This window comes from Candidatus Arsenophonus phytopathogenicus (assembly GCF_056113345.1).
This window is the reverse complement of sequence record NZ_JBUIOB010000017.1, coordinates 1,517,646-1,541,628: the sequence shown is the minus strand read 5'-3', so window position 1 is coordinate 1,541,628 and position 23,983 is coordinate 1,517,646. Positions and strand designations below refer to the sequence as shown.

Genomic DNA, 23,983 nt, shown 5'->3' with positions numbered 1-23,983 from the left:
TCAAAATAAATGGCTCACTGCGACAATGTCAAATTCTAGTTATGGATGGGCATTTTCCACTGCTTTTTCGCGTTCATTAGCCCCAGATAAAGCAGTTTTAACAGACTATTTTCGTTAGGGAATGAGCCTTTGGTTTTCGTCAGTTTGCGAAGCTGCCGGTGAACTGACTCGATGGCGTTGGTGGTGTAGAGCACCTTGCGGATATCCGCCGGGGAGCGGAAGTACCCCGATAAATTTTCCCATTTTCGCTGCCACGACTGGATAACCAGCGGATATTGCTGACCCCATCTAGTTTCAAGCGCATCCAGCGCCGTTTCCGCCGTCGATTTTGATACCGCGCGGGGCTTTGTTGGATAAATAGATTTTATGCTGCTAGCCCAGTGAGACGACTGATCCCAGAAACGTAAAATCATGCAGTTAGGTCTCATGAAAAAACGATAAACCTGTGGTAGCAAGCATTTTATACCAAAAATAGCATGGGAAAACAGCATGATTATCTATTATTCAACAAAGCCACATTTTGCTTAAAAAACAAATGAGGAATAAGAGGTTTGAAATGATTAAGACCTTCCATGATTTTCTTAGTAAAACAATACCAGACGGCTTTGGCGGTATGTCGGAGCGGCGGTACGTGTGGAGTCATCTCCGTATTGAGCAGGCGCGGAAGGTGTGGTTAGCTGCACAACGTGCTGCTAAAGTTGATAGCTTGCAAACAGGCCTTAGGCCCGGCGGTACACGATTTATAGGATATGAAGAAATGGAAAAGAAATTAAATAAAAGCAGAACAACAATTTGGAGGATGGTAAGAAAGCGCGAACTGCCCGAACCGAAGGTGACACAGGGTGGACTTTTTCTTGGTTGGCCAGAGGAAACTTACAGAGAATGGATTGAATTACAGAATAACTAACTAGACCCATTGCTTGGCCTTGATTTTTAACTTAACCTCGTGGTAATTTACATAATCTACTGATTTTATTGGTGCACCCTGTAGGACTCGAACCTACGACCTACGGCTTAGAAGTGAGTAGATTCACCTTATAATTCATTGATATACCGCATCTTTCCTCGCTCTCACGTCAAAAGATGACTTCAGATACCTATGGATACTTCATCATACTTGCAGATACTTGTCCCAAATTTGTCCCACTAAATATAGCTCAGCGTCTTTATCTTTCAAGCAGCATTAGAGTAAAGCATTTTTTTATTATCAGGTGCGCCGTAAAACCCCGTCCTTCAGGGCGGGGAGGATGTCAAGTCTAAAATTAATCACAATTCACAATAGTCAATTACCTGTTTGGTCTGACTCACACAAACCCACTTACACTCAACCAACAACTAGTTAACAACTTCCTCCAACGTTGCTAATATGATGCCCCTGTGATAGGGGCTATTGGGCTATTCGTTTTGTGCTTGCCGCTGATGCCATATCGAATTAGCCGGCATTTCTACACGAATATCTAGCCATGTCGATGGTGGAATATCGCACTGTTCACCATCAACGTAATAAGCTTTACCATCAATATTTTCTTTAGCTCGCCAGTTTTGGAAATCTTCCGGTAAATGAGCGTGTTGTCGGTGAAATGTTTGTATCTCAATTTTGCCATCAGAGAGAATTTTGTCTTTGACATAGACAAGCTCTAATCCGTTAATATCTTTAGGTATTGAGACTCCACCATTCACACCCCATGCACCGTCAGCGTTATAACCTAATATCTCCGAAATCAAATATTTTCCGGTTCCTAACCGCTGCACTTTTGCACCTTCTGACTCCTCATTCGTTTCAAAATTTCCATTAGCGTAAATTTTGATAATGGGTGATGCTTTTTTGACAAAGCCATTGCCGTCAACAATATATTCGCCTGTTACCATCATTATGCCGCTTGTGTTGTATGGAATATCGATTATCCCACTATCTCCATAGGCAAAAAACGCACTATTAGGAGAAGTTTGAAGCGCGCACACAACACCATCTTTTCTTTCTACCATCAGGCCGGAGTAATCGTTGCCACTTTTGATAACGATATTGCCGGTTCTGAGTACTTCCTGTGAATTTTTCTTAGCATAGTTGTCGTCACAGGCTTTTTGGCTCAGCATTTTGTCAGTAGCACTACCTGGCGATTGTACAACATCAGTTTTATCCAGTTTGTCGGCAACAGTTTTACTTATCGCTTCAACACTACTTGCATCGGCTTTACCTTTTACGGCTTCCTTGATTTCATCGATATCACTTGCATCGGCTTTACCTTTTACGGCTTCCTTGATTTCATCGATATCACTTGCATCGGCTTTACCTTTTACTAATTCCTGCAATGCCTTAATCGATTCAAGTTTAACCGCTTTGCCACTCGGTAAAGTGAGTTCAACAACACCGTTTTCCCCCATCCAGGTATCCATGTTTTGCAGAAAGTAGAGGATGTAAGTGTTAGCTGCAACCAGTGCTCTTGCAGCGTCAGAATTATTATTTGGCTCAGTGAGATTAATGGTATAAGTGGTATCTGTTGCTGAAAATGTTGCTTCTTCTGCAAGAACTAATTCCGTATTACTGTTAACCGCTTTAATCATGTAAGGATAATTCACATCACCGTTTTTAATCAGCATCAACATGCCGGGGGATACTAACGGATTATTGCTATTCCATTTTGTGCCTGAGCCTTTGACAATAGCAGAGCCTGACACGACGGTTATTGTGCCTGTGTTGTATATCATGATTTTTCTCTAGAAATAAAGGTCGAAGTCAATAACGTATGATGGGGTGCTGTAGCTGATATAATCAATTGCCGAAGTATCTACAAATACCCATTCAAGGTTTCTTCCCTGCTGAATAGTTATTGTATTGCCTTGGAAACGATAACCCCCCGCTTTGCAATATGTCCAGTTTTGATAAACGCGATCTATCATTTCTGCGCATTCATTTGCTTGTAACATGGGCCTGTCAAAGGGGGCTGTTACACCCTGTTGAGTCAGGGTGATATTAGCACCAACCAGAAAAGGTAAATAATGAGAGGAGTAACTCACTGTTCCTTTTTGATTGTAAATATTAAGACCGTAATCTGCTGGTACTAGTGTAAAATCAGTCGTAAATACCAGTACGTAAACATCGGTTTGTGCGGTGCTATAAATATTTTTATTGTCTCTAGAGATGGAAACAACTGCATTTTGATTTGTCGGCCTGATAAAAACTAGACTTTTACCAATACTTGGAACAGTGTTAGGGATTTGATAAGTGCCATTAGCACTTATCGATATTTTCTTTCTAAAAACACAATACCCTAACTTTGATTGCTGAGTTATTTCTACTGCATTACCTAAACCACCAATAAATAATCCATAGTCACCGCTAGTTGCTTGTTTTGGATAGCCATAAACATCTATTTTATACACATTTTCGTACTGTTCACCGTACAAAAATGTTCCTCGGTCTGAAACCCCTCCTCCTCGGCCACCCCAAAACCAGTAGATACCCCAACGATCCCAGTTACACTTTAATTGATTTCCTTCAACTCGTATATTTTCAAGTCTCAGTTGACGCACTGCATAACTTCTTGATATTTGATATAGTCTGGATATAACTTTAGGAACGATTATCAAATTATATTTTTCTGCTTCGGGTATTGTAAAGCTGTGATTTCTTTCTCCTAAATCATGATTTGTTGTACTTAAAAGCTTTGTCAGTATTTGACTTTTATCCGTTATTTCAACAGGTTTAAAGCTATCATTTAAATCAACAAACAAACCGTAATCTGACATTATGGCCTCCTGCCGAGCTTTATTACGCCACCAGAAGTGGGATAAACGGCAAGACCTGTGTTATCTAACACAATTTTTGAGGCATCTCCCATGATTTTAAAGTCTTTATTAATTACTAAGCGATTGAATTCTGCGATACCTGTTTCACCATCTATCTTGAAACCGGCATTCTCGGCCTGATAATTTTTTGACTGAATAACAGAGCCGATTAATAATTCTTCAATCGTTCCTTGGTCAATAAATATTGTGCGCAAAAATACCTGACCGTTTTTGATAACAAACATCGGCTCCATCTTGCCATTAGCCGGATTGTAGACAATGAAAGTCTGCGCGCTAAAGCCAATCTGTGTACTGACTTTACCGTTTTTAAGTTCAGCACCAATCACCATGCCAGCGTCATAATCCACACCGTCGTAATGAATCTTGACTAACGATGTCCAGGTTGCAGAAGCTTCGCCTTTTTTCATGTCATATTTGGCTTGTAACGCGTTTTGAGCAGCAGCCCACGATTTATCTGCTGTCGCCCTGACCTGATGGATAGATTCGACCAAGGCGTTGGTCTCGGTTACCACATAATTGTCAACCCTGACAATTTCGGCTTTCATCTTGCCGTTTTGGCGCATGAAATACTGTGTATTGCCGTTAAGCCCCTTCGCGTTTTCCAGTATTGCTTCTGTGCTGCTGTCTATTCCTTTTTTTAACTGCTTAATCGCTTCCGTATCGTTAATTTTTTTATCAATTTCATCAATGATACTACTGGCATCAAATTCTGATTCCCCCCGCACAAACTCTGTCCACGGTGACTGATTACCCGATTTATCAACCAGTCTTGCACGAAAATAAAAAACCACCCCTGCGGCCAACCCTGACATTTCATGAGTCTTTGACGGATAAGGAATATCAGCCAGTAGCATAAGCCCTTCACCATCATTGGTTTGACTATATTGAATCTCTGTTTTTAACGTGTCTTCCGTGTTTTCACTAAACCCCCAATTCAGCTTAATACCAAAGACTAACGTGGACGCTCGGAAATTAATAGGTATGGGCGGTTCACCTTCTTTCCCTTTCAACACTGTCTCAGGCGCATTCGCCCAGATCGATGAGATATCAGATGAGTTTATGGCTCTGACTCTCACCTGATAACGTCCGGCATATATCCCTTGAACTTCAAAACTCGATGTTGACGTTCGAGGTAGACTCACCCAGTTATTATTTCCTCTTCGCCATTGTGCCTCATAGGCAATCGCATTGTCTGTGGCATCCCAGTCAGCTCTTAACGTTGTGACGGCAATCCCTTGATTGATTTGGGTATAAGCAGAGATATGTACGTTTTTCGGGGGTGATTGAACACCCGGTGGGATGACAGTAATCGGTCTTTTATCAATCCTGGCTCCCGAATCAATATGCTCATATTTATCTTGATTGTGGAAAGTCCCTGTGATGGTATATGTATTATCAGCATTGTCCTGAATGCTAATTACGCGATAAAGCTGAATCGCCAAGTTATTGGCATCTACTGTCCAAACCGCATTTTTTTCAATGGGTTGAGAATAACGGGCTGTTACAGTGATAATCTTGTCGTTAACCGCCTGGACTGTTCTTGCTTCTGATTTCCCCTCCGGCAAATTAATGATAAGTCTGTCTCCCGATTTAATATCCGCTTTCCTGTCGAGCGTAATTTTTCTCTCATCAACAGATGAAACCCTGCCACCAATAATTCGCCCTGCAAGATTTACATCCGCCACGCCGATAATCTGTCCAGGCGTTGGAATAGCACTTCAAGCCCTGTTGAAAAGGTAATCGTCCTGTCATAAGCATTCGTTAATAATATCCAGCGTCCACGTCGGTTTGCTTCTGATTGCCGAGTGCAACCAATCGCCGAAATATCCGTTTTACGCACACCATAACGACGCTGCAATTTGCTATCAGAGACCGCCTCAATGGCATCATGACTGTGATTATCGGCATCCGAATAAGAAACCAGTACCTGTGTATAACGGTTTTGCTGGCTACCTCCTGAATATGTCAACTTCCCATCGACGATGTTCGCTTGTGTGAAAATCCGAAAGACATCCGAGGGCATATCAGCCACCGCTTTGACAGAATTATCCGCCCAAAAAGTCATGCCTCTAAAAATGCCCACAATATCACGCAATAGCTGATAAGCCGATTCCTGAGACTGAATATAAATATCACATAAAAAACGAGGTTCTTTACCTGAACCACCTTGACCGTCAGGAACGTTTTCATCGCAATACTGGGCTATCTGGTATAAATCCCATTTATCGATTTGTGTGCTAGTAATCCGCTCTCCACAGCCATACCGATTATTCAAAACCAGGTCATAAAAAATCCAGGCGGGATTGTTCGTTGCGGCCAGCTTGAAGGTTCCATTCCAGACGTTCGAATAAGTTCGGTTTACAGGGTCATAGTTTGAGGGTACTTTTACCAACAAACCACCTTTGGGGCGCAGGCTGACTTTGGGGATGCGATTATTAAATTGCCGGGCATCAAAGGTGATAAACAATAAAGCGGTATTAGGATATCTTAATTTTGCATCAATCACCTCAGTTAGGGCTGCAACAACCACTTTATCGGCAATTCGCGCCGTATTTTTGTTAGGGGTGAGACGACGAACACGCAATTGCCAGCCTGTTTTGACAGCAGGCAAATCAACACGGTGTGTACGCTGATATTCGCTGGTTGTTTTTCCATCAAAGGCAGCACGCAACACTTCTTTGTAGCCACTCCCATCCGCTGACAGGTCAATGGCATAATCGATGCGGTAACCGGAGGTATCGCCATTATCATGTTGTTCAAGAAGTTGTGGTACAGAGAAACGTAACCGAATAGCTGATAGCTGGATATTATTTACCGACCTGATATACGGCTGTTCATCTTTTAACTCCCTGCTAATGCTAATTTCATTGTCAACTGAAGGAATGCCTTTAATGTATTCCTGTTGCTCACTGCCCGGACGAAACTCCCATGTCACGCCCTCAAGGTTTTTACTGCCATCAGCATTACCAATAGGCGTACCATCCAGAAAAATACGGGTAGCATCTAACCCACCGGCAATTTCTCCTTCAGAAATAGCAAAGAGTAATTTTGCGGTTGATTCCGATAACAAACTATCGGGTGACTCTACCGGTTTATGCCCGCCATCTTCACCGCCTTTCGCCCCAAAAATAAGGTTTGTCATATTTCACCCATAAAAAAAGTCGCCTCAGCGACTCAATGTCCATCATTAATGCTATCTTTGGTCTTCGGTGTAAATCCCTGCGGATATGATGGCCCCACCTATCTCTTTTCTATCAAGCGTATATAGCAACGGCACTGGATTACCCTGGGCAGTCGTATTCACCGCACCACCAAACGCATAAGACGGTTTATTATCGGCGTCCTGACGAACGGTAGCGCCAGGCGGTTGCGGTGACAACATTTGCGCTATACCGCCTAGTGCCATTGATGCACCGCCTAACGCTAAAGCGCCCCCCATAAACCCACCTGCACCAAATGCTGCCCATCCTGCTGGCCCTAACATCATTGCTGCCCCTATCATGGCCACCCCTAACATCGTCTGAAAGAAGCCACCTGGTTTGCTGCCCTTAATTATCGGCGCTATTCGAATATCCTCTTTTGTGTTCAGGTGAAATTCATCTTCGCCAATATTCCTTTTCCCCTTGAAGACCGCAAACTCAATTCCCTTCAAATGCGCATCAGCCAAATAACGCTCAAAGCCTGAGTAAAGCACACATAATGCTTTAACGGCTTCTCTTGGGGAGCTAATCGCCAATTGATGGACGCGTCCAAATTTTGCGCCCAGTTTTCCATATAGCCTAACCGTTTTTAGCTCACTCATGCCCATTCTTTCCTTCTGACAATCTTGACGGTTCGGTCACGCCAGTAATCACTGTAGGGCGTGACACGGCTTAATTGCCCGTACAAATGATGCAGCAGCATGCCGTTATCCAGCAAAACACCTGCATGATTAGCGACATCAGCCTGAACCTGTATAATAACCACATCACCCACTTTGGGCATATCATCAATTTCAACGAAACCTTCTTTGGTGAAATTCTCCATATAACGGTTTTCACCCTGTTCCCACCATGGATAAGTGACACTATAATTATGCAATATGATACCGTGTTCTTGCCGAAAATAATCAACAATCAGGGTCCAGCAATCAGCGTAACCCAAAACAAACGCTCTTCCCGTTAATTCACGCTCACCCCTTGGTTGAATAATACGCAAATCCCCCTCGGGCCACGACACAATTATCCACGGTAATTCACTGACATCGCATTGCAGATTATCTATTTCACTTGGGTGTGTTGTCACGCCGTCGCCACAATGAGAATGGACGATAGCAACAGGCAGTCCCCAGTCTTCCGCATTGGCATAATCTTCCGGTGATAATGCGAAATGTTCAGTCGGATTTGCAGCAAGATTACGACAAGGAAAATAGCGTTTCACACGACTCTTTTGGCAAATGACCCCACAGGCTTCTTGCGGAAATGCCTTTTTAACGTGGCTGAATATTGCTTCAGTAAGACTTTTTGTTATCATCGTATCAAACCAGCCGCAGGGAATCCGCCAAAATCTAATGGGGCATTTTCCCCAAATCGCTTTTTACAATCGCTCATCAGCCCACCACAAACATCCAAGGCGGGGTCATCCACCGGATTGCCTTTCTCATCAAAGTAGCGTTTACCATTATAGGCACATCCATTACCTGAACGATACCAACCCCGCATGCACCAGTAACAGAGATGATGAATTTGACGCACTGGCAACATAACGCCTTGTAAATCAAACGGGCAAGCCAGTTCAAACTGAATAATTCCCCCCGCTTCCTCATGACTTTTTCGGTCAACATAAAATACCTGCTTAAAGCATTCATCCGGATTTGCGGTGGGATTACCATCAGGGAAATTTTTGCTATCCAGATAGTGCGAAAAGGTCTCATAAATGGTTACTTTCGCCTGAACCATATCATCAAACTGTAAACAGAGTGACGATATCAGACTATCCATATTCCCCACCTTTAATATCGGTCTGGCTGGACTGCCCTCACCGCTTTTTGACAGCCCTGAAATCTCATAAGGCCATGCGCCATATTCGTTACCTTGCCACCAGACAGGCTTCGGCTTTAATTTATCTTCTGCCTTTTCAATTTCTTCGGGGGTGTAACGAAGACTGTAAGCATGAAAACGTAAAACCGGACCACCAAAGGCACTGCCGTCAACGTCCACTAACTGGACTTTTTCACCGGGTTCTAATTTTTGTACATCTGAATGGATTATCATGCCGAGAAAGCCTCCTCAAACGTGGCCGATATTTTCATGACATCACGCGCAACCGGAGTCATGCGGATTGAATCGGCTTTTACCCGGTACACTCCCTTAATACCAAACGGGGGCATCCAGATAAAAGACTTTATAGTGTGTTGGCGAATAAAATCAAAGACAGGCATCACTTCGGCTTTTTTGCCTAAATAGGTAAATGGCCAGGATTGCGTTTCGGGATGAATGCCATCGGCCGATACCTGTTTGTAGCCATCCCCAAATTCCACTTCTTTGATTCGATGCCTGAACTCGCCCGTTGGGCTGTCTTGAATCTGGGTTCGCCATCTAAATTCATCCATTGGCTTGACTCCATAAAAAAGGCCACCTGAAAAGTGGCCTGTAAATCATATGATGATTAATTTATTACTTAAAATGAATGCAAACAATAAAGCTACTTAGGGAGCTTGACATCCTCCTCGCCCTGAACGACGGGGCTTTACGGCGTGTTAGGTAACTGTCACTGTCAGCTTAGCTACAGCTTAAAACTTATATCCTACACCAACAATGAATGCGTCCGTTTTCCAATCACCACTGCCTGAACGTTCATAGCCAGCATCAAGGGTAACTCCCTCGTAGACATTTACTTGCATACCAACGCCATAGGCTAACTCAGTTTTATTATCTGATTGGTCAGTTTCTGAACTACTAACTAATGAATTGTTTTTGAATTCCTGTGACCTCAATCTGTAAGACGCTTTTTTATAAGCACCTCCGATCAATCCGTAAAGACTAACATATTCATTAAATCGATAGGTTGGCCCGACCATAAAAGAAACGGAACTGCCCTTAGCAGTACCTAGCGTTGTAATGCTATCTTTTCCATTATTTTTATTTGCCTGTGCAGTTCCATCATAATCTCTTGCGGCATAAGCGATTGAAACAATAACCCCCCAGTCGTCAGTAATTTCGTCTCGGTAGCGCATAAAAAAACCACCTAAATTAGAATAATCATCTAAAGAAATGACTGCTGGCACTCCGAAGCTGTTTTTTATAGCATCTCCTGCTTTTCTTACATCATCACGCATTAAATTAATATTATCTTTAACTCCACTAAAATGTGTATTTACATAACCAAAAGAAAGCGTTATATCACGTCCCTTTGCGATTACAGCGCCAGAAAAAAGTGTCGGGATTAAGAACAGTAACGTCTTTTTCATTGGTTTTCCTTTGATTTTACGTTTGGCTAATATTAAACAGATGCCAAGCATAACAAACGTGAAATTTTTTTCTACCAAAAATCCGCTCGTTGATTAATAACCACGTCCATTGACTGCCTTGATGATTTTATGCAAATCACCCCCATCTCGACTCTCTGCCAATAAAACAGATTTGATTTTCTGGGTTAAGGATTGTTCGGCTGCGCGCATATCGACATTGGAAGGGCGCGATTGCTGCGGTTGACCATCAACATGAATGCCACCTAAATTGACATTAACACCGCTTGCCACAGGTTGCATGCCATACATGGGTGTTGAAGATGCGCCCACATATCCACCAGACGCATAACTTCGCTTACTTCCCTCCATCAGGCGATACAGGTTAGCAATACCTAGCCGCTGGGTAGCGTCTTTAGTAAAGACAAACTCCCCACCATGAACGATACCTTTCGGGTCATATTTACCCCCACTGCCCACATACCCGCCTGAGGAGAAACCCAAAATACTGGCCACAGCCCCGCCAATTCCGCCTGTTTGCCCACCAAAAGCCGCTTTCATTGCCTGAAGCATCGCCATTTGCGTCATCATCTTCACCATCATTTCAAGCACCGATTTTGTAAAGTCAGCGAAGTTGGCTTTACCTGTTAGCAGAAAATCAGACAGCGAGTGGCTCATTCCGTCAAAAGCAGACTGGGTGATATTTGCCACATTGGCGTAAGCATTAGCAGCCTGTTCCTGAAATTCAGAAAAGCCTTTTCTGATACCTTTTTGCCAGTTTTCCCTTAACGATGCCTCTTCATTGAAGTATTTTTTTAACGCTTCTTTCTGTTCGGGTGTTTCCGCTTTTTCCAGTGCGATTTTTTGTTGATATTTTCTGTCCGACAATCCGGCATTTTTCATCATCGCCTGAGTTCTGGCTTCAATTTCAGCAACCCGTTTTTGTTGTTTATCCCGTTCATCATTCAAGCGTTTTTGCACTTCGACTTTATCACCCATAAGCGCTAACTCACGCTGCGACGATAATATCGTCTCTTTTTGCACCATCAGTGCCTGCTCACTGTTCGTCAGCTGACGTTTTGACCCAATACCCTCAATAATTGTAAATTTAGCTTCCATCTCCCAGAGTTTACGTCTTTCAGCACTGATTACAGCGGTAACATCCCGGTGTTCTCTAAGTACCTTAAGTTTCGTTTGCAGGGCTAACAAAGCTTCATTATTTGACTCACTGACTCGGGTGCCATCATCCACTTTATAATCAAGTGTTTTAGATTTATTCAGTTTTTCATGTTCAGCCGCAATATATCTATCTCTTTTAGCCGCTGATATTGCTCCTTTAGCATAGTCTTTATTGATTCTTTTTATTTGCGCTTCGACTTTTTCCGCTTCTGTTGCATACTCTTTTTCATATTTTGTCCGCGTTTTTATATTTTCAATGCGCTTTTCTTCCTGTTTCATGCGTTCATTATTCACATGATTAAGAAGTTCAGTTATATTTTTAACCGCGATCAATCCGGCTATTTCATCGTCTGCTCTCTTCTTCGACCAGCCGGCCCATGGAGTATTGTCATTTGCCAATATCTCTTTAACTTTCTGCGCCTTTTGTAAGGATTCTTCGAGCGTGTCTTCCCTGCCAATATCCATTAAGCGGTCAAAAATCGTAGTAAACGAATTGACAACCGCATTTGCGGCTTTTTCCATGTAACCCAGATTTTCTACAACCGTTTTGGCGGCCGCATCGGAAGCGTTACCGTAAAGCCTTATGGCTTCCGTCGCCGCCTTCTCTTTCTCTCCTCGCCTGATAAGAGAATTGATATATTCATATTGTGCAGCGGTCAAAAAATGCATTTTGTCATCAAGGGCTTCAAGGGCACCAAGCGGATCTTTCTTTAGTTTTTCAAATTCCTTTATGGTTTCGTCAACATCTTTGCCAACCGACTGTTTCATTTTTGCTGAAGCTTCGGCGACTATTTCAAGTTCTTTCCCTTTAAATGTCCCACTGCCAACAACTCTTGCTAAAGAATCTGCCATGGCATGTTGAGTAATGCCCCTGCCTGATAATTTTTTGGCTAAATCCTGTAACTGCCCTGCCGTTTTTCCCGCATAACCACCTGTAAGCGCAAGCTGTTTATTAAACTCATCAAATTCACTGGCACCTTTATAGGCAGCAATAGCCGCAGCAACCGTAGATACGGCCAATCCGCCCATCAGCAATCGGACCGGCGTTAAAATTGAACCCACCGCTTTTAGCGCATTACCGACACCCCCAAACGAGTCTTTAAGCTGGCCGCCCTGTTGCACTAATACCATCCAGGCAGGCATGCCGGAGGCTAAGGAGGTCACTACATCGGTCATTTGCATCGGTAACATTCGCATCGCATGGCGATATTGCCCCATCGTTACCGCTCCATTCATGAACGCTTTTTCTTGTGCTTTCAGTTTGGCAATCATGGGGGCTGCCTGTTGTGAAACCCCCATTTGTGCCGCCTTCAGTTCAAGAATTTCGGTTCGCGTCTTGCCAATGGTGTCTGATTGCTGTTTTAATGCATTTAAAAAATTATCCGCGGCCAACTTTGCTCGTTTTGAGGCTTCTTCTTGGGCAAGTAACGCTCTACCTTCTGCGGTCAGCGCCAGATTCATCTTGCTTAGCTTATCTCTTGATTCCTCCAGTATCGTGTTGTAATCAACAAACTGGTCAAGGGGAAGTAAACCTTTTTGATGTGAAGCGGCGAGCTTACGGCTAATTTTATCCAGTTCATCAAACGCTTTATTGGTGGGATTAATTCGATTTAACAGGTCATTAAGTTCATTTTTTTGCGTCTTAATGGTTTCGGCATTTCTTAATGAGGCTAAGCTGACTTTTTTTAATCCACCCTCCAGATTTGCAGAAGCCTTTTCAACTTTTTCTGCTGTGCCCTGAAATGACTTTAATTTCTGTTCACCTCTTTCCAAATCCGCCGTGTTTACTTTTAATGAAATCGTGGCGATATCAGTCATACCGGATTCCTTGCAACAAAAAGCCAGCACAGGGCTGGCGTAGTCAGTGATTTATGGTTTTATCAGTTAATCAACCGCATGAGATTCTCTTTGACAAAATTCCGGCGTTCCGCTTCATCAGCAAGCACCACGACCCCACGTCTTTCTAGATATTCCATCAATGTCTCAATATCCCCGATAAAATAATTAGAAGGGACGACTTCTGTCCGTGTTACACTGCCATTTTCATAGTCGAGAATAATCCTTCCACAAATAGCGGGTAAATTATTTTGCAAAGGGGCTTTGCCGATAAACTCACCCTCAATCGGTACGCGAGCATCAAGCGATAAGGCTTCAGTGAATTTTTCTTCGGCAATTTCTTTGTAGCTACAACCAAAATGGCTTTTCAGTGCTGACCAGAGTGTGATGGTCGCTTTGCCCTGATGTTCATGTGGGACACTTTTACCACGCGTCAGTACCAATTGCTTTATGGCTTCTTGCTGTTCTGCTGTAATACATCCAGCAATTTGCTTAACTTGTTTACGTGGTTTAGCTTTAACCTCACCCGTAGTCCAATATTCATAGAGAACATCATCGCACTCTTCTTGATACTGAATAACTTTGTCACGGATTTCTGGCTTAACTTTGTTTGGACTGATGGTTGCTAACCATCCAGCAAGTTTACGGAGAGCTAGGCAAGTCATATTGCGCTCTTTGCTATCCTCAGCAACCATTGTGATTTCCGCAATAGTTGAACTAAACTTTTGTTTTAGCTTAGTAAACTGGGATGCCCAATCCATTCCCATGCCATCAACAATAGGTTTCATTGGAACATACGGTTCGCCGTTATAATTCACTACATATAAATTGTTACCGTGGAAAGGTACGTTAATTGTTGATATAGTATTCATAGTTCGTTTCTCTAAAGTTTCGGACTAAACCTGAAGCCCTGACTACTACTAATAGTTGGGGCTTCGACCATTTAAGCAATTACAACCCCTTCTTCCTTCAAGCTCTCTTTTAGTCTTTGGACTATTTCTGAGTTTAGCGATCTTCCTTGTTCTTTTGCTGCTTTCTTTAATGCCTCTTTTATTTCTGACTGCATCCTCACGCCTAGCGGCGCAATATCTCTCGTTTTCATAGTCATTACTCCATACACTAAGTAATCATTATAGTGACACGGTGATAATATGAAGTCAATTTTTTATTGGCTACACTGTGCAATTAATTCACAATATAGGTGGAACTATGAAAGGAATGAGAAGCATTACTCCATTTGGTGTAAGAATGCCAGACGATCTTAAAGAAAAGCTAACAGTAAGAGCTGCCCAAAATGGGCGTTCCTTAAACTCTGAGATAGTTATGATATTACAGTCAGCGGTAAATGAAACCTCTACAAGTAAAACGATTGAATCTATAGCTCAAACAGAAGCAGATAAAATAAAAGAAGCCTTAGAAGAAACTTTAACTAAATTATATAATGATAAAAAATAACTAGCATAACGATTAATAACTTATGGGTATTGGTAATCAGGTTTATTGGTGCATGAGCGCTAAGGCTTTCGCTTCCATCACCCGGATATCATTAAACAGGGTCGTCTTGTCACTATTGATACCGAGAAAATCAATGACGTGGGATAACACCGTATAATCCAGCCCCGTTGGCCCATTCATACCCATTCGCCACTGAGTACGCATGGCATTAAAAGTAAGATACGCCGCCCAGACATCAGGCCAGACTTCCACTTCACAGGCCTCAGGGGTAAAACCAAAGGCGGCTTTAAAATTGCGGATGTCGGTCTCAGTCATGCCGCCATACATGGCCTCAGCGACCGCTACGAGTTTTTTTCGCGTTGGCCTAATAGTTCGCTATAATACGTTGTACTAATGGCGCTGGCGGCTGAGGGATAGTTGTCAAATAGCAATTTTAAATTTTCAGCGTGATAAGGCTCTTCAATCGCCCAGTCAGCAATAATTTGTCGATAGAATTCCTCAATGGGCAGTTCACGCATGGTTTCCAGTTCACTCATGGCTTTGTGATTAAAGGTGAAGGTGACCACCTCTGGCTCTTTTTTGCCTGCCACCGGAATGCGGACATTGGCTTTAAACGTTGGCTTGGGTACTAGGGTAAATTTGGCCATTCTTTTTCCTTAAAAAAACAAAACCCCAGTCAAGGGGCAATCATTACGCGTTAAGATAAATTTGCATATCGGATTTAAGCGAAAAACGGGCAACCACGTTTTCAACCTCATTGATGGCCGTATTAGGCACCCGCTGGAATGAGACTGTAGCCGTATAATAACGGTCTTCACCTGCGCGTTTATTGAAAAACCGAATCGCGGTGATTTGCTTGCTCTCATCCAGTTTCATTAGCAATTTTCGGATGGGTGATTTTGCATCATGGGCAAAGGTATAAACCTGGGTGATACCATTTTTAAAAGTATCAACCGTCTCTGCCTGCTCATCTTCAAGAAACTGGATTTCCTGTGTTTGTTGCTCACCCCCTTCCGTCGACAAGGTCATGACTTGCGGCATCGCCTCCCATTCTTCCACTTTCTTCAAGCTTCCTTTAGCGCTACCCTCAGGAAAAACGGTTTTATCCGTGGTATCAATTGACTCCAGGGTAATACTGGTGTTAGCCGCCGCTTTCACACGAAAGACGCCCGACATTTTCTTCCAGCCGGAAGCAATTTGCACAATATCGCCCGCTTTAATACTGCCAATCACGTTAACAGTTAATACCGCCTCTGCCGCATTGGTAGCCGCCGTAATTGTTATCTCATCCGCATATTTATTGGCAACATAAACACGCGAACCATTAGGAATATTATATGCCATGATAAAACCTCGTTATTGACTAATAAAAAACCACCACCTGGCGGTAATGTTAAATTGTAGAGTGACAACGATAAGGAACGCTGACGGGGAGGATATAATTAACCTGATCACTGATTGCTGGAAATAAACCTGGCTCACCGCTTAAAAAAAGGCTATTGGTCATCGAAAAGCCATTTGTTAGATAGTTTATTAAACGGTTAGCAATATTCATGACGGCTGTATCGCCCGTTCCTGCTTTGCCAACCACATTTATCTGAATGACACCGCTGAATACAGGCATATCGAGCGATAAACTTAAATTTTTCGTTGTCGCTGGCATGATGTGCAATTGTAGATAAGGTTCATTGATGTCATCGAATTCACAATTTGGCCAGACTACCCTGATATTATCAGACTCAGCAAATTGAGCAATATGTGCCCGTATGGCGGCATTAATGGTTAACGGGTTCATCCTTTACGCTCAGCGATTGCCTGATGAAAAAACTGCTGAAATTCCTGTGCCGTAATCCGTACCAACCCATTCGGTGCCTGTTTTGAATGCCCCATCTCAAGCCGATAGGCATAAGGAACCACATTGGAAAAACAGACTGATTTCATCCCCACTTTAAACTGACCGATAACAAGATTGCCCTCAGCTTGTGTTACTTCGCCACTTTTATCTATTCGTCCAGTTTCTTTCATTGGTGCTTCATCAAACGTCACTTGCCAGTTGCCACGAAATCTTCCCCCGGTATACCCTGCTGGCTTCCTTTCTTTTCCTTTCCCTTTTTCGGCTATTTTAGCATTCACTTGCCAGAGAGAAGGATTACCGACAGGCGACATCATGACCAACCTTGCGAGTATCTTTATGAATGTCACCCTGGTAACCGCTTCCATTTTCTCTTCTGCTTTACTAACAAACGCATTAATCGCTACTGTGAAATTATTTGTCATATCAAGCTCTCAACTGTGCAATGAAACAAATAGTCTGACGTTGGGGCTTTATCTCTTTTACAGCGATCACTCGATAATTTCTGTTATCGATGATAAGGATATCCCCTTTTTGAACATCACTTTTTGCATCTGCAATAAATTTAATATCACTTGTTAAGATGAGGGTGCCGTCCACTTCATTAATGGCAAAATGGGTCTTTACCCCGACCGCCGTTAATGCCACATCGGGTTCGATAATGTCCTGCCCCTTTTTATCAACATAAAATTTGCCTTTTCTTTTTAAGACATAGTCCATGCCGTACTTTTTTATCAAGCGATCAGTCCTTTTACCCATTCGAGCATAAATATTCATTATCCCCTCACCGAAAAGGTGTTGATGGCAAATCCAGAACGTGTATCTAACAAGCCATTGAGTGAACCATTTAACCAGGGAAACTTGGGTGAACCAGAATTTGTCCCCGAGGCATATTGTACCGTGATAGCCCCCTCAATACGTTCTGTGGTCACCTCGCCCCCTAACGTTGGCTGCAAATCCTCGTTTTCTGACTCAATCGCCAACCGACATTGCGCCATAATCAATTGCCCGGGTATCACATCATTAGCAACAGGAACACCATCATAAAACAATCCGTTTCGTGGGAAAGATAGCGGTTGGGTTAAACGGGTTCGTTTTCCTAACCATGGCTGTGCCGCTAGATAGTCCATCGCAGTCACCAGCATCGACTCAATATGTGAGTCATCAGTTGGTATATCAATCCCTCTTTCACGGGCATAGCGTTTTAAATCCTCAACGCTGGCATAACTATTAAATGTTGGCGAATTTTTATCCGAATCAATCATATTCACCTCGTAAGAAAAGGGACAAAAGTCCCCTTAAACCCATTTTTCTTTAGGAAAAAGTGATACTTTCACTGGTTCGCGTCTCACCATCCACTGTCGCAGTGACGGTGAACTGTCCTGCTGTACTGGCGGTCAATTTGACGCTGGATTTACCCTTTGCATCGGTTTTAGTCGCCGCTTTACTCAGTTTTCCGCCGGTGCTTGACCACGCAACATTGCTACCCTGAACAGCTTGATTATCTTTTTTATAATCAAGCGAAATAGTCACGGCATCACTGTTATTGGCTGTCGCAGTGGTTTTATCCACCGATAACCCTAAACTCGCTTCATGCTGCAATTTTATCATTACGCCTGCCGTTAATTTGTTACTGGTGAAATGTTTTTTCCAGTTGCCAGCTGTGCCCAATTTTGTCAGATCAGGATTAGTCCCTTTTGATTCATCCCAGCTGTAACCGAGCACGCCCACATTCACCACGCCTTCACCCCGATAGCCAACGCCTAAATTTTCCTGATCGTTGATTTCATAAGAGCGAAAATGAGGTTCCTGTGATTCCGTGATAGTGATAGCCCCTGGGACTAGACCAAATATTGCATCAACGGGCGCGGTATCGGTCACTAATACCGGTTTCCCTAATGTCCCAGGCTGACCTCCGTAGATCACTACACCCGCTTCTTCGTACACCTTGTTGTCAATCGCCTGATCAACAATGTCAAAATAGGTGGTTGAGTGCATCACAAACAGATTGACACGGTTGAATTTATCCCCGTATTTGCGCAACCCCTTAGTGAGGGTCTTCTTGCCATCGGTAGCAATATTAGCAGTCACCATCATATCCGTATTAGCGCCAATCGCAGCCCCCAGTGCTGCCAGGGAATACTTGATATAGCCTTCAAGCGAAGCATCCGCAGCATCCGTACCCACAAGCTCAGAAAACTCCGATACATCCCGGCCACGTCGTTTAAAAGACTCTTCGGTGATTTCATAGGGGCCATATTTCCAAGGGGCTTTAACGTCAACGGATTCTCCCGCACCAATTTTTTTACCGGTAACTTTATCCGTAGAATTCACGTCACGATGTTCAATCGAACCGCTTATCTGATAAAATGCCCGTTTACGCAAATCGCCTTCAATAAAAACATTATCTAGTACAATTGCGCCATTAGATGCCTGATTAAACACCTCAAGATTATCTTGTCTGCGCTCTAAAAATGCAGTTTGAGCCAAATCGTTATAAATAATTAAATCACTATTAACCGTCGTTGCCATTATATCAATTCCTTACTTGGGTAATCCCAGATAAGCTTCACGACCGAAACGCCGGATATATGCGGCCTTATCAGCTGAAGACATCTGAGAACGTTTAAAATGTGTGCCCCCTGACTTACTATTCCCCGCACCGGTACCCGATGCAGAAGGAAATAAATGCGGTGCACTTTCTTTTAGTGAATCAATCCATTCAGCAGGTGTCAGCGGTGTACGACCATCTTTACCCATAATCGGATTGTTTTCTTCATCAACCGCGACGGCCTGACCTTCGTCATTGATTTTAAATATGCCCTTGGCACGTAAAATTAAATCTTCCTGAGCGCTGGCTAACGCGCCGGATTGACCCGCAGCGGCACGAATTTCATCGGCTAAAACCCGATTACGGAATTTATTGGCAAATTCTTCTGCCTTGTCCGCCCGTCGCTTTTCAGACTGAAACTTTTTGTCTACATCATGGCGCAATCGTTCCGTGCGCTTATTGATAACCTCGTCGATCTTGCCTGCGGCGATGAGTTTCGCTTCCTCATCATTTTTAAAACGTTGCAAAATACCTTTCACCTGCTCAGGATCAATGCCTTCAAAACGCTTTAAATTATCGGTTTGCTCTTTAAGCTTACCGAGTAATTCACTATTTTTTGCCTTTAGTCCTGTTACCTGCTCATTAATCTGCTTATCAATAATGGCTTGAACTTCCGGTGTGATCGCTGCGCCGCTAGCCCCGCCACCACCATTTGGGTCTTCTGCTGATGAATGATAGTTGCGATCGATGTTTAAAATGCTCATGATGTCCCCTTGGGATTTTGTCTATGCGCCTTGCGCGTTACATTAACTCAGCCCTAAGCCGAATTTAGCGAACAAAAAAGGCCACCGAAGTGACCTTGATTGCTATACATACTGGTTAAATTCCTACTCCAGCTTCTTTAAATGCCTGTTCATCTATCTTTCTTAATTGTGCCAAAGAAATAAACTCACCTTTATCGGTATAAAATTCTGATGAATTCATGCCCCCCTCTTTCATTAACCGATAGCGTACTTCGCCAAATACCTGCTTTTGTCGCCACTCAGGTTGTCGTTGTATCCATTCAAGAAAGGTTGTACCGACAGGTATCTGTCCATCCATCGAGGCCCGTGTGCCTTCGTCAATTTCATCAACATCAATTCCCAATTGTCGCCACGACTTGGTTATCCATGTTTCAGTTGAACGACAATTCCAGTGAATTTTTCCTGGCCCTTGCAAATAGGGCACTCTATGGCCTATTGGCTTGCCTTCGAGGGTATATTTCAATCGATCCCGAATAATACAAGCGGGCGAGGTTTTATTATCCAATGTGGACAACCATTGCTTGCCCTCAAGTATATTTTTATTCGCTTCGGCAAACTGATTTCGGGCAGTGGCTTGCAGGTGATTAATCGCCGTTTTGGCAATACTGGTTGCATTTGCCCGAGTAATTTGTAGCGCGCCATCTTTATAGCCTTGCTTGACATGACCCCGTATTTGACGACCAATTTGCACAGCACTATCACCATGTAAATAGCCATTGCGAACAGTATTATTAATGCGCGTCATGCGGTCTTTTTCCAGACCCTCAGCCCACTCAGATAACAGTTTTCCCTGAAATGGGCGCGACATCACCGCTGAATAAAGCATATCTGCCGTGAGATTCATGAGTGGATATCGGCGAAGAACCGCTTTAGGCATAAGACAGTTAAATAAAGCCGGATAATAATCCACCTCATATTCGGAAAGCGTTTTCATTTCGTCACTTAACAGTGAAAACGTGCTGGCTACCGCCTTCTTATTGATAGCCTTAACACTTGCTAGCAACGATTCTAATCGCCTGACGGTAAAACTGTCCGCATCGATATTGACATCATCCAATGAAACAATTAATGCTGCACTTAGCTCTGGATCATAGGCATTGAGGGCGTTGACCATCTTTCTTGCAACCCCTGTAGCGTATCGCGACGTGAATAGCGAATGGGCAATGAATTCATCCATCAACCGCGCATTCACCGTTCTCACCTTTCACCTGTCATAATGGGTTGTTGATTATTAAGCACATCCACCACCTCATCAACCTCATCAGACGGGTTGATAATATCAAATTTTTGCAAGCTGCGAACCAGGTCAGACTGACGGATGGCGCCAGATTGCCAGGCGGCCACTATCTCTCTTATCATCGTGCTATCGGCAATATGATTGACCAAATCACGGTTAATTTCGAATGAACAGTCATCAGGCTTCAATCCCAGGTATTCCGCGCACCACTTTAACCCTTTAGTCAAGGCTTCTGACACATTCGAGCAACAGATACTTAAAACAGAAGTTTGGGCATTGATTTCACCCACCGACTGAATAACCGTTTTGACTTTGCTATCAGCAGATACCAGTTGCGCCCCCAACGCCACCATATAATCACGCTTGCTGTCCATCGCTTCTTTCGCCAGCATGTTAGGCTGTGCCTGAATGTAGCCACAGGAACCTTGCTCAGGTAACAGAATGGGTGAGCGGGAGCCGACTAATATGCCCTTTTTCTCTAACCAGTCACGCCATTCATCTTTCACGCCGCTAATATAGGGTTGCACCTGACCACAGAAAAAAACCGAGTCTTCATAATCCGCGGAATTTCGATAATGACCCAGATTGATTTTGGCTAGTCCAAGTAACGGCGCTTCATCAATCGTGTGATCATTATTTTGCGCGCCGAGAAAGGTGAACGGAATTTCATTCCACACACCGCCAATTTTACGCTTTGGAATATATTCAACATCTATTTGGTAAACGCTGCTGCCGGCGGGTTTTCGATAAACGCGACAGATAAATTTCCCTTCTTCGATAGCAAGAACCCGGTATTGGATGACATCCTTAAATCCAAAACCCGCTTCTTCTTCTACTGTTTCACGTAATACCACCAACGTTAAGCGATTACGGCCATTAATGCGTTGGGTTCGCCAGTTAATAATGTCTTCAGCTTTGTATTGAAAAAAATAGACCTGGTTTGCGTCATCATTATAATCGACATACAAGCCATGTCGCCCCACTTCCAATATGGATTCCAATGACGATTGGGCTAACTGATAAAGACTTGAACCCGCTCCATCAGCATCTTCCTTAAGATAAGCCAGCCTGTCATTAATTTCCACTAGAGGATCTTTTTTAAACGCCATGCCTATCATCCCATTACGGGTATTACCCGTTATCGGGTAGAAAACTGCCCGTTCCTGATAATCTTTATTGCGCTTTTTTTTGCGTTTTCCATCAGACTCTTCTAATGTTGGCAAGTAGGATTTGATATCCTCACCCCCTCGACACACTGTCCGAACCAATCCCCATTGCAACGTAAATAAATTATATTCAGGACGGGTAAAATCAACATTAGTCATACTCATTAGAATGTGGTTCCTAAATTAATCTCAAAGGCGGGACGCTGTTTATTTTTTCGGCTGACCGCAAAATACCTGAAGGCATCGGCATCATGAGAAGTAAAATCATGCAGTGGCTTGTCTTTCCAGCAGCCGAGCCTGTCATTCCATTCTTTGCGATAAGCCTCCAGATTTGCGATACCTTCGGCACATTGATGTTCATCAAAGACACAATTGGGTAATATTTCACGTACCGCCTCAATCCCTTCATCAATCGATAATTTTGGTACAACATTAAATCGTATCGTGTATTTCTGCCCATCAATTTCATAGCCTTCTCTGGCGATTTCACGCCGGGATTTCGCATCAGAGCCAAATTCACGATTATCGATATCATGGGGGGCATTATGACTGGCGTAACTGTAACGTTTATCTTTTAACACTTGCATATAATGTCGTAACCCTTCACCACTATTTGCGTAGTGATCGATAACATGAAATTCCTTACCCACCTCACGAACAAACCAGATTGAGGTTGAATCCCCCACGCCGATATCCCAGAAAGTGTGAACGGGCAAATGGCGGTTATCAGGCAGTTGACCAATACGCCTGTTTTGATAGAGATAGCGAAACTGTTTAGCATAATAAGCGCCCTCTACTGATTGCTGGAAGGCTTCAGATGGCAGTGATGGATATTCCCGTTTGATATCATCGCCGAGCGTTTTTTCTTTGGCGTAATACCACGCTTTCTGTCTGTTGGTTAACTTAATACCGTGCTTTCCTGCCAATTCATCGAAATAATCGATTAACCGTTGAGGTAATAACGAAACAGGCGTCATTGAGTATTCAGCATTTTTCCACCAGGGGAAAAAAAAGAACTTCCAGTCTAATGGCGAAAGCAGTTTTGCCTGAATTTGCGCTTTCTCAGCAGATTGACAGTAATCATAAAAATACCCTGCTCGTCCCTCCGCTGTGCTTTCTATTGTCGTAAAACACTCACTGGAGACAGCCTCAAACGCACCTGTGACAATTTCTCTTGCCTTATCAGGATATTTTGCACATATTTTCCCAAATTCAGAGATATGCAAATAACGTAATGTGCCACCACGAAATGACGTACTAATGTAAAGTGAGCCGCCTTTCTTAAAAACTAATTCCCCTGCAGAATCATTACTGGCGGAATTAGCTGCTTTGATTTCAAACGGAAGTTTATCGTAAGCGTACTTGATTTTTTCTCTGAATAGTCGCTTGGCATCAACTAAAGTATGGGCAATTAACGCACACCTGGCAGACTCAAATAACGCCGCATCTAACTGAATGATACACACTTCAGTGGTAAAACCCAGTTGACGCGCTTTAAGAATAATGTTTCGGGTGTGCATCCCTTCAAAATAGGCTAATTGCTCGAGCGTCATGTTGAAGCGAATGGTTTTACCCCTTTTGTCTGTTATCCAGTAGAGATGATTTAACCGCCAAAACTTATTGCGCAATAATGCTAAATGTTTTGGCTTCAT

The 23,983-nt window shown here is 43.2% G+C and carries 24 protein-coding genes and 2 pseudogenes; 2 read left to right on the top strand and 24 right to left on the bottom strand.

Going from position 1 to position 23,983, the window contains the following annotated elements; translation table 11 throughout:
• Positions 1-14 precede the first annotated feature (14 nt).
• Positions 15-374 (bottom strand): annotated as a pseudogene (locus tag AC01GB_RS11660) (transposase); the annotation flags it as partial.
• A 257-nt stretch (positions 375-631) separates the two neighbouring features.
• On the opposite strand from AC01GB_RS11660, the gene AC01GB_RS11655 reads away from it, so the two are divergent.
• A complete protein-coding gene (locus AC01GB_RS11655; protein WP_474451931.1) occupies positions 632-907 on the top strand; it encodes a helix-turn-helix transcriptional regulator in 276 nt (91 codons plus the stop codon).
• A gap of 488 nt (positions 908-1,395) precedes the next feature.
• Here AC01GB_RS11655 and AC01GB_RS11650 read toward each other — a convergent pair whose 3' ends face one another.
• The 11 genes and pseudogenes from AC01GB_RS11650 to AC01GB_RS11600 form a co-directional block, all read right to left on the bottom strand.
• Positions 1,396-2,706: a phage tail fiber protein gene (locus tag AC01GB_RS11650; RefSeq protein ID WP_474451930.1), complete on the bottom strand. Its 1,311-nt coding sequence runs from the start codon at positions 2,704-2,706 to the stop codon at positions 1,396-1,398.
• A gap of 9 nt (positions 2,707-2,715) precedes the next feature.
• Positions 2,716-3,747, bottom strand: a complete 1,032-nt coding sequence (locus tag AC01GB_RS11645; RefSeq protein WP_474451929.1) for a DUF6453 family protein — start codon at positions 3,745-3,747, stop codon at positions 2,716-2,718.
• A pseudogene (locus AC01GB_RS11640) lies at positions 3,747-6,949 on the bottom strand (TipJ family phage tail tip protein). The gene AC01GB_RS11645 and the pseudogene AC01GB_RS11640 overlap by 1 nt, the downstream one beginning before the upstream one ends.
• A gap of 51 nt (positions 6,950-7,000) precedes the next feature.
• Positions 7,001-7,609, bottom strand: coding sequence for a tail assembly protein (locus AC01GB_RS11635; RefSeq protein ID WP_474451928.1), 609 nt, complete (start codon positions 7,607-7,609; stop codon positions 7,001-7,003).
• Positions 7,606-8,319, bottom strand: a complete 714-nt coding sequence (locus tag AC01GB_RS11630) for a C40 family peptidase (RefSeq protein ID WP_474451927.1) — start codon at positions 8,317-8,319, stop codon at positions 7,606-7,608. Before AC01GB_RS11630 ends, AC01GB_RS11635 begins: the two co-directional genes overlap by 4 nt.
• Complete coding sequence (locus AC01GB_RS11625) at positions 8,316-9,059, bottom strand: phage minor tail protein L (RefSeq protein ID WP_474451926.1); 744 nt, start codon at positions 9,057-9,059, stop codon at positions 8,316-8,318. Before AC01GB_RS11625 ends, AC01GB_RS11630 begins: the two co-directional genes overlap by 4 nt.
• Positions 9,056-9,397, bottom strand: a complete 342-nt coding sequence (locus AC01GB_RS11620) for a phage tail protein (protein WP_474451925.1) — start codon at positions 9,395-9,397, stop codon at positions 9,056-9,058. The genes AC01GB_RS11625 and AC01GB_RS11620 overlap by 4 nt, the downstream gene beginning before the upstream one ends.
• Positions 9,398-9,577: 180 nt before the next feature.
• The gene (locus tag AC01GB_RS11615; protein ID WP_474451924.1) at positions 9,578-10,333 is read right to left on the bottom strand and encodes an Ail/Lom family outer membrane beta-barrel protein; all 756 of its coding nucleotides are present in this window, start codon (positions 10,331-10,333) and stop codon (positions 9,578-9,580) included.
• Positions 10,334-10,348: 15 nt separating this feature from the next.
• Complete coding sequence (locus tag AC01GB_RS11610; protein WP_474451923.1) at positions 10,349-13,249, bottom strand: phage tail tape measure protein; 2,901 nt, start codon at positions 13,247-13,249, stop codon at positions 10,349-10,351.
• Between the two features lie 62 nt (positions 13,250-13,311).
• Positions 13,312-14,139 carry a phage antirepressor N-terminal domain-containing protein gene (locus AC01GB_RS11605; protein WP_474451922.1) on the bottom strand — a complete coding sequence of 276 codons (828 nt, stop codon included), beginning with the start codon at positions 14,137-14,139 and terminating at the stop codon, positions 13,312-13,314.
• Positions 14,140-14,210: 71 nt separating this feature from the next.
• Positions 14,211-14,375, bottom strand: a complete 165-nt coding sequence (locus AC01GB_RS11600; RefSeq protein WP_474451921.1) for an Arc family DNA-binding protein — start codon at positions 14,373-14,375, stop codon at positions 14,211-14,213.
• A 101-nt stretch (positions 14,376-14,476) separates the two neighbouring features.
• On the opposite strand from AC01GB_RS11600, the gene AC01GB_RS11595 reads away from it, so the two are divergent.
• Entirely contained in the window at positions 14,477-14,722 is a 246-nt protein-coding gene (locus AC01GB_RS11595) for an Arc family DNA-binding protein (RefSeq protein ID WP_474451920.1), read from the top strand.
• 42 nt (positions 14,723-14,764) lie between these two features.
• Here the strand turns inward: AC01GB_RS11595 and AC01GB_RS11590 are convergent, their stop codons facing one another.
• From AC01GB_RS11590 to AC01GB_RS11535, 12 genes are all read right to left on the bottom strand, one after another.
• Positions 14,765-15,037, bottom strand: coding sequence for a DUF1799 domain-containing protein (locus tag AC01GB_RS11590; protein ID WP_474451919.1), 273 nt, complete (start codon positions 15,035-15,037; stop codon positions 14,765-14,767).
• A gap of 26 nt (positions 15,038-15,063) precedes the next feature.
• Positions 15,064-15,369, bottom strand: coding sequence for a phage tail assembly chaperone (locus tag AC01GB_RS11585; RefSeq protein WP_474451918.1), 306 nt, complete (start codon positions 15,367-15,369; stop codon positions 15,064-15,066).
• A 43-nt stretch (positions 15,370-15,412) separates the two neighbouring features.
• The gene (locus AC01GB_RS11580; RefSeq protein ID WP_474451917.1) at positions 15,413-16,066 is read right to left on the bottom strand and encodes a phage tail tube protein; all 654 of its coding nucleotides are present in this window, start codon (positions 16,064-16,066) and stop codon (positions 15,413-15,415) included.
• Between the two features lie 49 nt (positions 16,067-16,115).
• Positions 16,116-16,517 (bottom strand): phage tail terminator-like protein, encoded by a 402-nt coding sequence (locus tag AC01GB_RS11575; protein ID WP_474451916.1) that lies wholly within the window; start codon positions 16,515-16,517, stop codon positions 16,116-16,118.
• Positions 16,514-16,999: a hypothetical protein gene (locus AC01GB_RS11570; RefSeq protein WP_474451915.1), complete on the bottom strand. Its 486-nt coding sequence runs from the start codon at positions 16,997-16,999 to the stop codon at positions 16,514-16,516. The genes AC01GB_RS11575 and AC01GB_RS11570 overlap by 4 nt, the downstream gene beginning before the upstream one ends.
• Before the next feature lies 1 nt (position 17,000).
• Positions 17,001-17,351 (bottom strand): hypothetical protein, encoded by a 351-nt coding sequence (locus tag AC01GB_RS11565; RefSeq protein WP_474451914.1) that lies wholly within the window; start codon positions 17,349-17,351, stop codon positions 17,001-17,003.
• Positions 17,351-17,839 (bottom strand): DnaT-like ssDNA-binding protein, encoded by a 489-nt coding sequence (locus tag AC01GB_RS11560; protein WP_474451913.1) that lies wholly within the window; start codon positions 17,837-17,839, stop codon positions 17,351-17,353. Before AC01GB_RS11560 ends, AC01GB_RS11565 begins: the two co-directional genes overlap by 1 nt.
• A gap of 49 nt (positions 17,840-17,888) precedes the next feature.
• Positions 17,889-19,106 carry a major capsid protein gene (locus tag AC01GB_RS11555; RefSeq protein ID WP_474451912.1) on the bottom strand — a complete coding sequence of 406 codons (1,218 nt, stop codon included), beginning with the start codon at positions 19,104-19,106 and terminating at the stop codon, positions 17,889-17,891.
• A 12-nt stretch (positions 19,107-19,118) separates the two neighbouring features.
• Positions 19,119-19,889, bottom strand: a complete 771-nt coding sequence (locus tag AC01GB_RS11550) for a hypothetical protein (protein ID WP_474451911.1) — start codon at positions 19,887-19,889, stop codon at positions 19,119-19,121.
• A gap of 115 nt (positions 19,890-20,004) precedes the next feature.
• Complete coding sequence (locus tag AC01GB_RS11545; RefSeq protein WP_474451910.1) at positions 20,005-21,129, bottom strand: phage minor head protein; 1,125 nt, start codon at positions 21,127-21,129, stop codon at positions 20,005-20,007.
• Positions 21,126-22,496, bottom strand: coding sequence for a DUF4055 domain-containing protein (locus AC01GB_RS11540; protein ID WP_474451909.1), 1,371 nt, complete (start codon positions 22,494-22,496; stop codon positions 21,126-21,128). The genes AC01GB_RS11545 and AC01GB_RS11540 overlap by 4 nt, the downstream gene beginning before the upstream one ends.
• A complete protein-coding gene (locus AC01GB_RS11535) occupies positions 22,496-23,983 on the bottom strand; it encodes a terminase (protein WP_474451908.1) in 1,488 nt (495 codons plus the stop codon). The genes AC01GB_RS11540 and AC01GB_RS11535 overlap by 1 nt, the downstream gene beginning before the upstream one ends.

What these genes read in the sequence shown, in the direction of transcription:
- AC01GB_RS11610 (WP_474451923.1), bottom strand. Translation starts at nt 13,249, where the DNA reads ATGACTGATATCGCCACGATTTCATTAAAAGTAAACACGGCGGATTTG.
- AC01GB_RS11650 (WP_474451930.1), bottom strand. Translation starts at nt 2,706, where the DNA reads ATGATATACAACACAGGCACAATAACCGTCGTGTCAGGCTCTGCTATT.
- AC01GB_RS11645 (WP_474451929.1), bottom strand. Translation starts at nt 3,747, where the DNA reads ATGTCAGATTACGGTTTGTTTGTTGATTTAAATGATAGCTTTAAACCT.
- AC01GB_RS11590 (WP_474451919.1), bottom strand. Translation starts at nt 15,037, where the DNA reads ATGACTGAGACCGACATCCGCAATTTTAAAGCCGCCTTTGGTTTTACC.
- AC01GB_RS11600 (WP_474451921.1), bottom strand. Translation starts at nt 14,375, where the DNA reads ATGACTATGAAAACGAGAGATATTGCGCCGCTAGGCGTGAGGATGCAG.
- AC01GB_RS11550 (WP_474451911.1), bottom strand. Translation starts at nt 19,889, where the DNA reads ATGAGCATTTTAAACATCGATCGCAACTATCATTCATCAGCAGAAGAC.
- AC01GB_RS11565 (WP_474451914.1), bottom strand. Translation starts at nt 17,351, where the DNA reads ATGAATATTTATGCTCGAATGGGTAAAAGGACTGATCGCTTGATAAAA.
- AC01GB_RS11560 (WP_474451913.1), bottom strand. Translation starts at nt 17,839, where the DNA reads ATGATTGATTCGGATAAAAATTCGCCAACATTTAATAGTTATGCCAGC.
- AC01GB_RS11540 (WP_474451909.1), bottom strand. Translation starts at nt 22,496, where the DNA reads ATGAGTATGACTAATGTTGATTTTACCCGTCCTGAATATAATTTATTT.
- AC01GB_RS11605 (WP_474451922.1), bottom strand. Translation starts at nt 14,139, where the DNA reads ATGAATACTATATCAACAATTAACGTACCTTTCCACGGTAACAATTTA.
- AC01GB_RS11585 (WP_474451918.1), bottom strand. Translation starts at nt 15,369, where the DNA reads ATGGCCAAATTTACCCTAGTACCCAAGCCAACGTTTAAAGCCAATGTC.
- AC01GB_RS11595 (WP_474451920.1), top strand. Translation starts at nt 14,477, where the DNA reads ATGAAAGGAATGAGAAGCATTACTCCATTTGGTGTAAGAATGCCAGAC.
- AC01GB_RS11555 (WP_474451912.1), bottom strand. Translation starts at nt 19,106, where the DNA reads ATGGCAACGACGGTTAATAGTGATTTAATTATTTATAACGATTTGGCT.
- AC01GB_RS11535 (WP_474451908.1), bottom strand. Translation starts at nt 23,983, where the DNA reads ATGAAGCCAAAACATTTAGCATTATTGCGCAATAAGTTTTGGCGGTTA.
- AC01GB_RS11580 (WP_474451917.1), bottom strand. Translation starts at nt 16,066, where the DNA reads ATGGCATATAATATTCCTAATGGTTCGCGTGTTTATGTTGCCAATAAA.
- AC01GB_RS11635 (WP_474451928.1), bottom strand. Translation starts at nt 7,609, where the DNA reads ATGAGTGAGCTAAAAACGGTTAGGCTATATGGAAAACTGGGCGCAAAA.
- AC01GB_RS11570 (WP_474451915.1), bottom strand. Translation starts at nt 16,999, where the DNA reads ATGACAAATAATTTCACAGTAGCGATTAATGCGTTTGTTAGTAAAGCA.
- AC01GB_RS11625 (WP_474451926.1), bottom strand. Translation starts at nt 9,059, where the DNA reads ATGATAATCCATTCAGATGTACAAAAATTAGAACCCGGTGAAAAAGTC.
- AC01GB_RS11620 (WP_474451925.1), bottom strand. Translation starts at nt 9,397, where the DNA reads ATGGATGAATTTAGATGGCGAACCCAGATTCAAGACAGCCCAACGGGC.
- AC01GB_RS11630 (WP_474451927.1), bottom strand. Translation starts at nt 8,319, where the DNA reads ATGATAACAAAAAGTCTTACTGAAGCAATATTCAGCCACGTTAAAAAG.
- AC01GB_RS11575 (WP_474451916.1), bottom strand. Translation starts at nt 16,517, where the DNA reads ATGAACCCGTTAACCATTAATGCCGCCATACGGGCACATATTGCTCAA.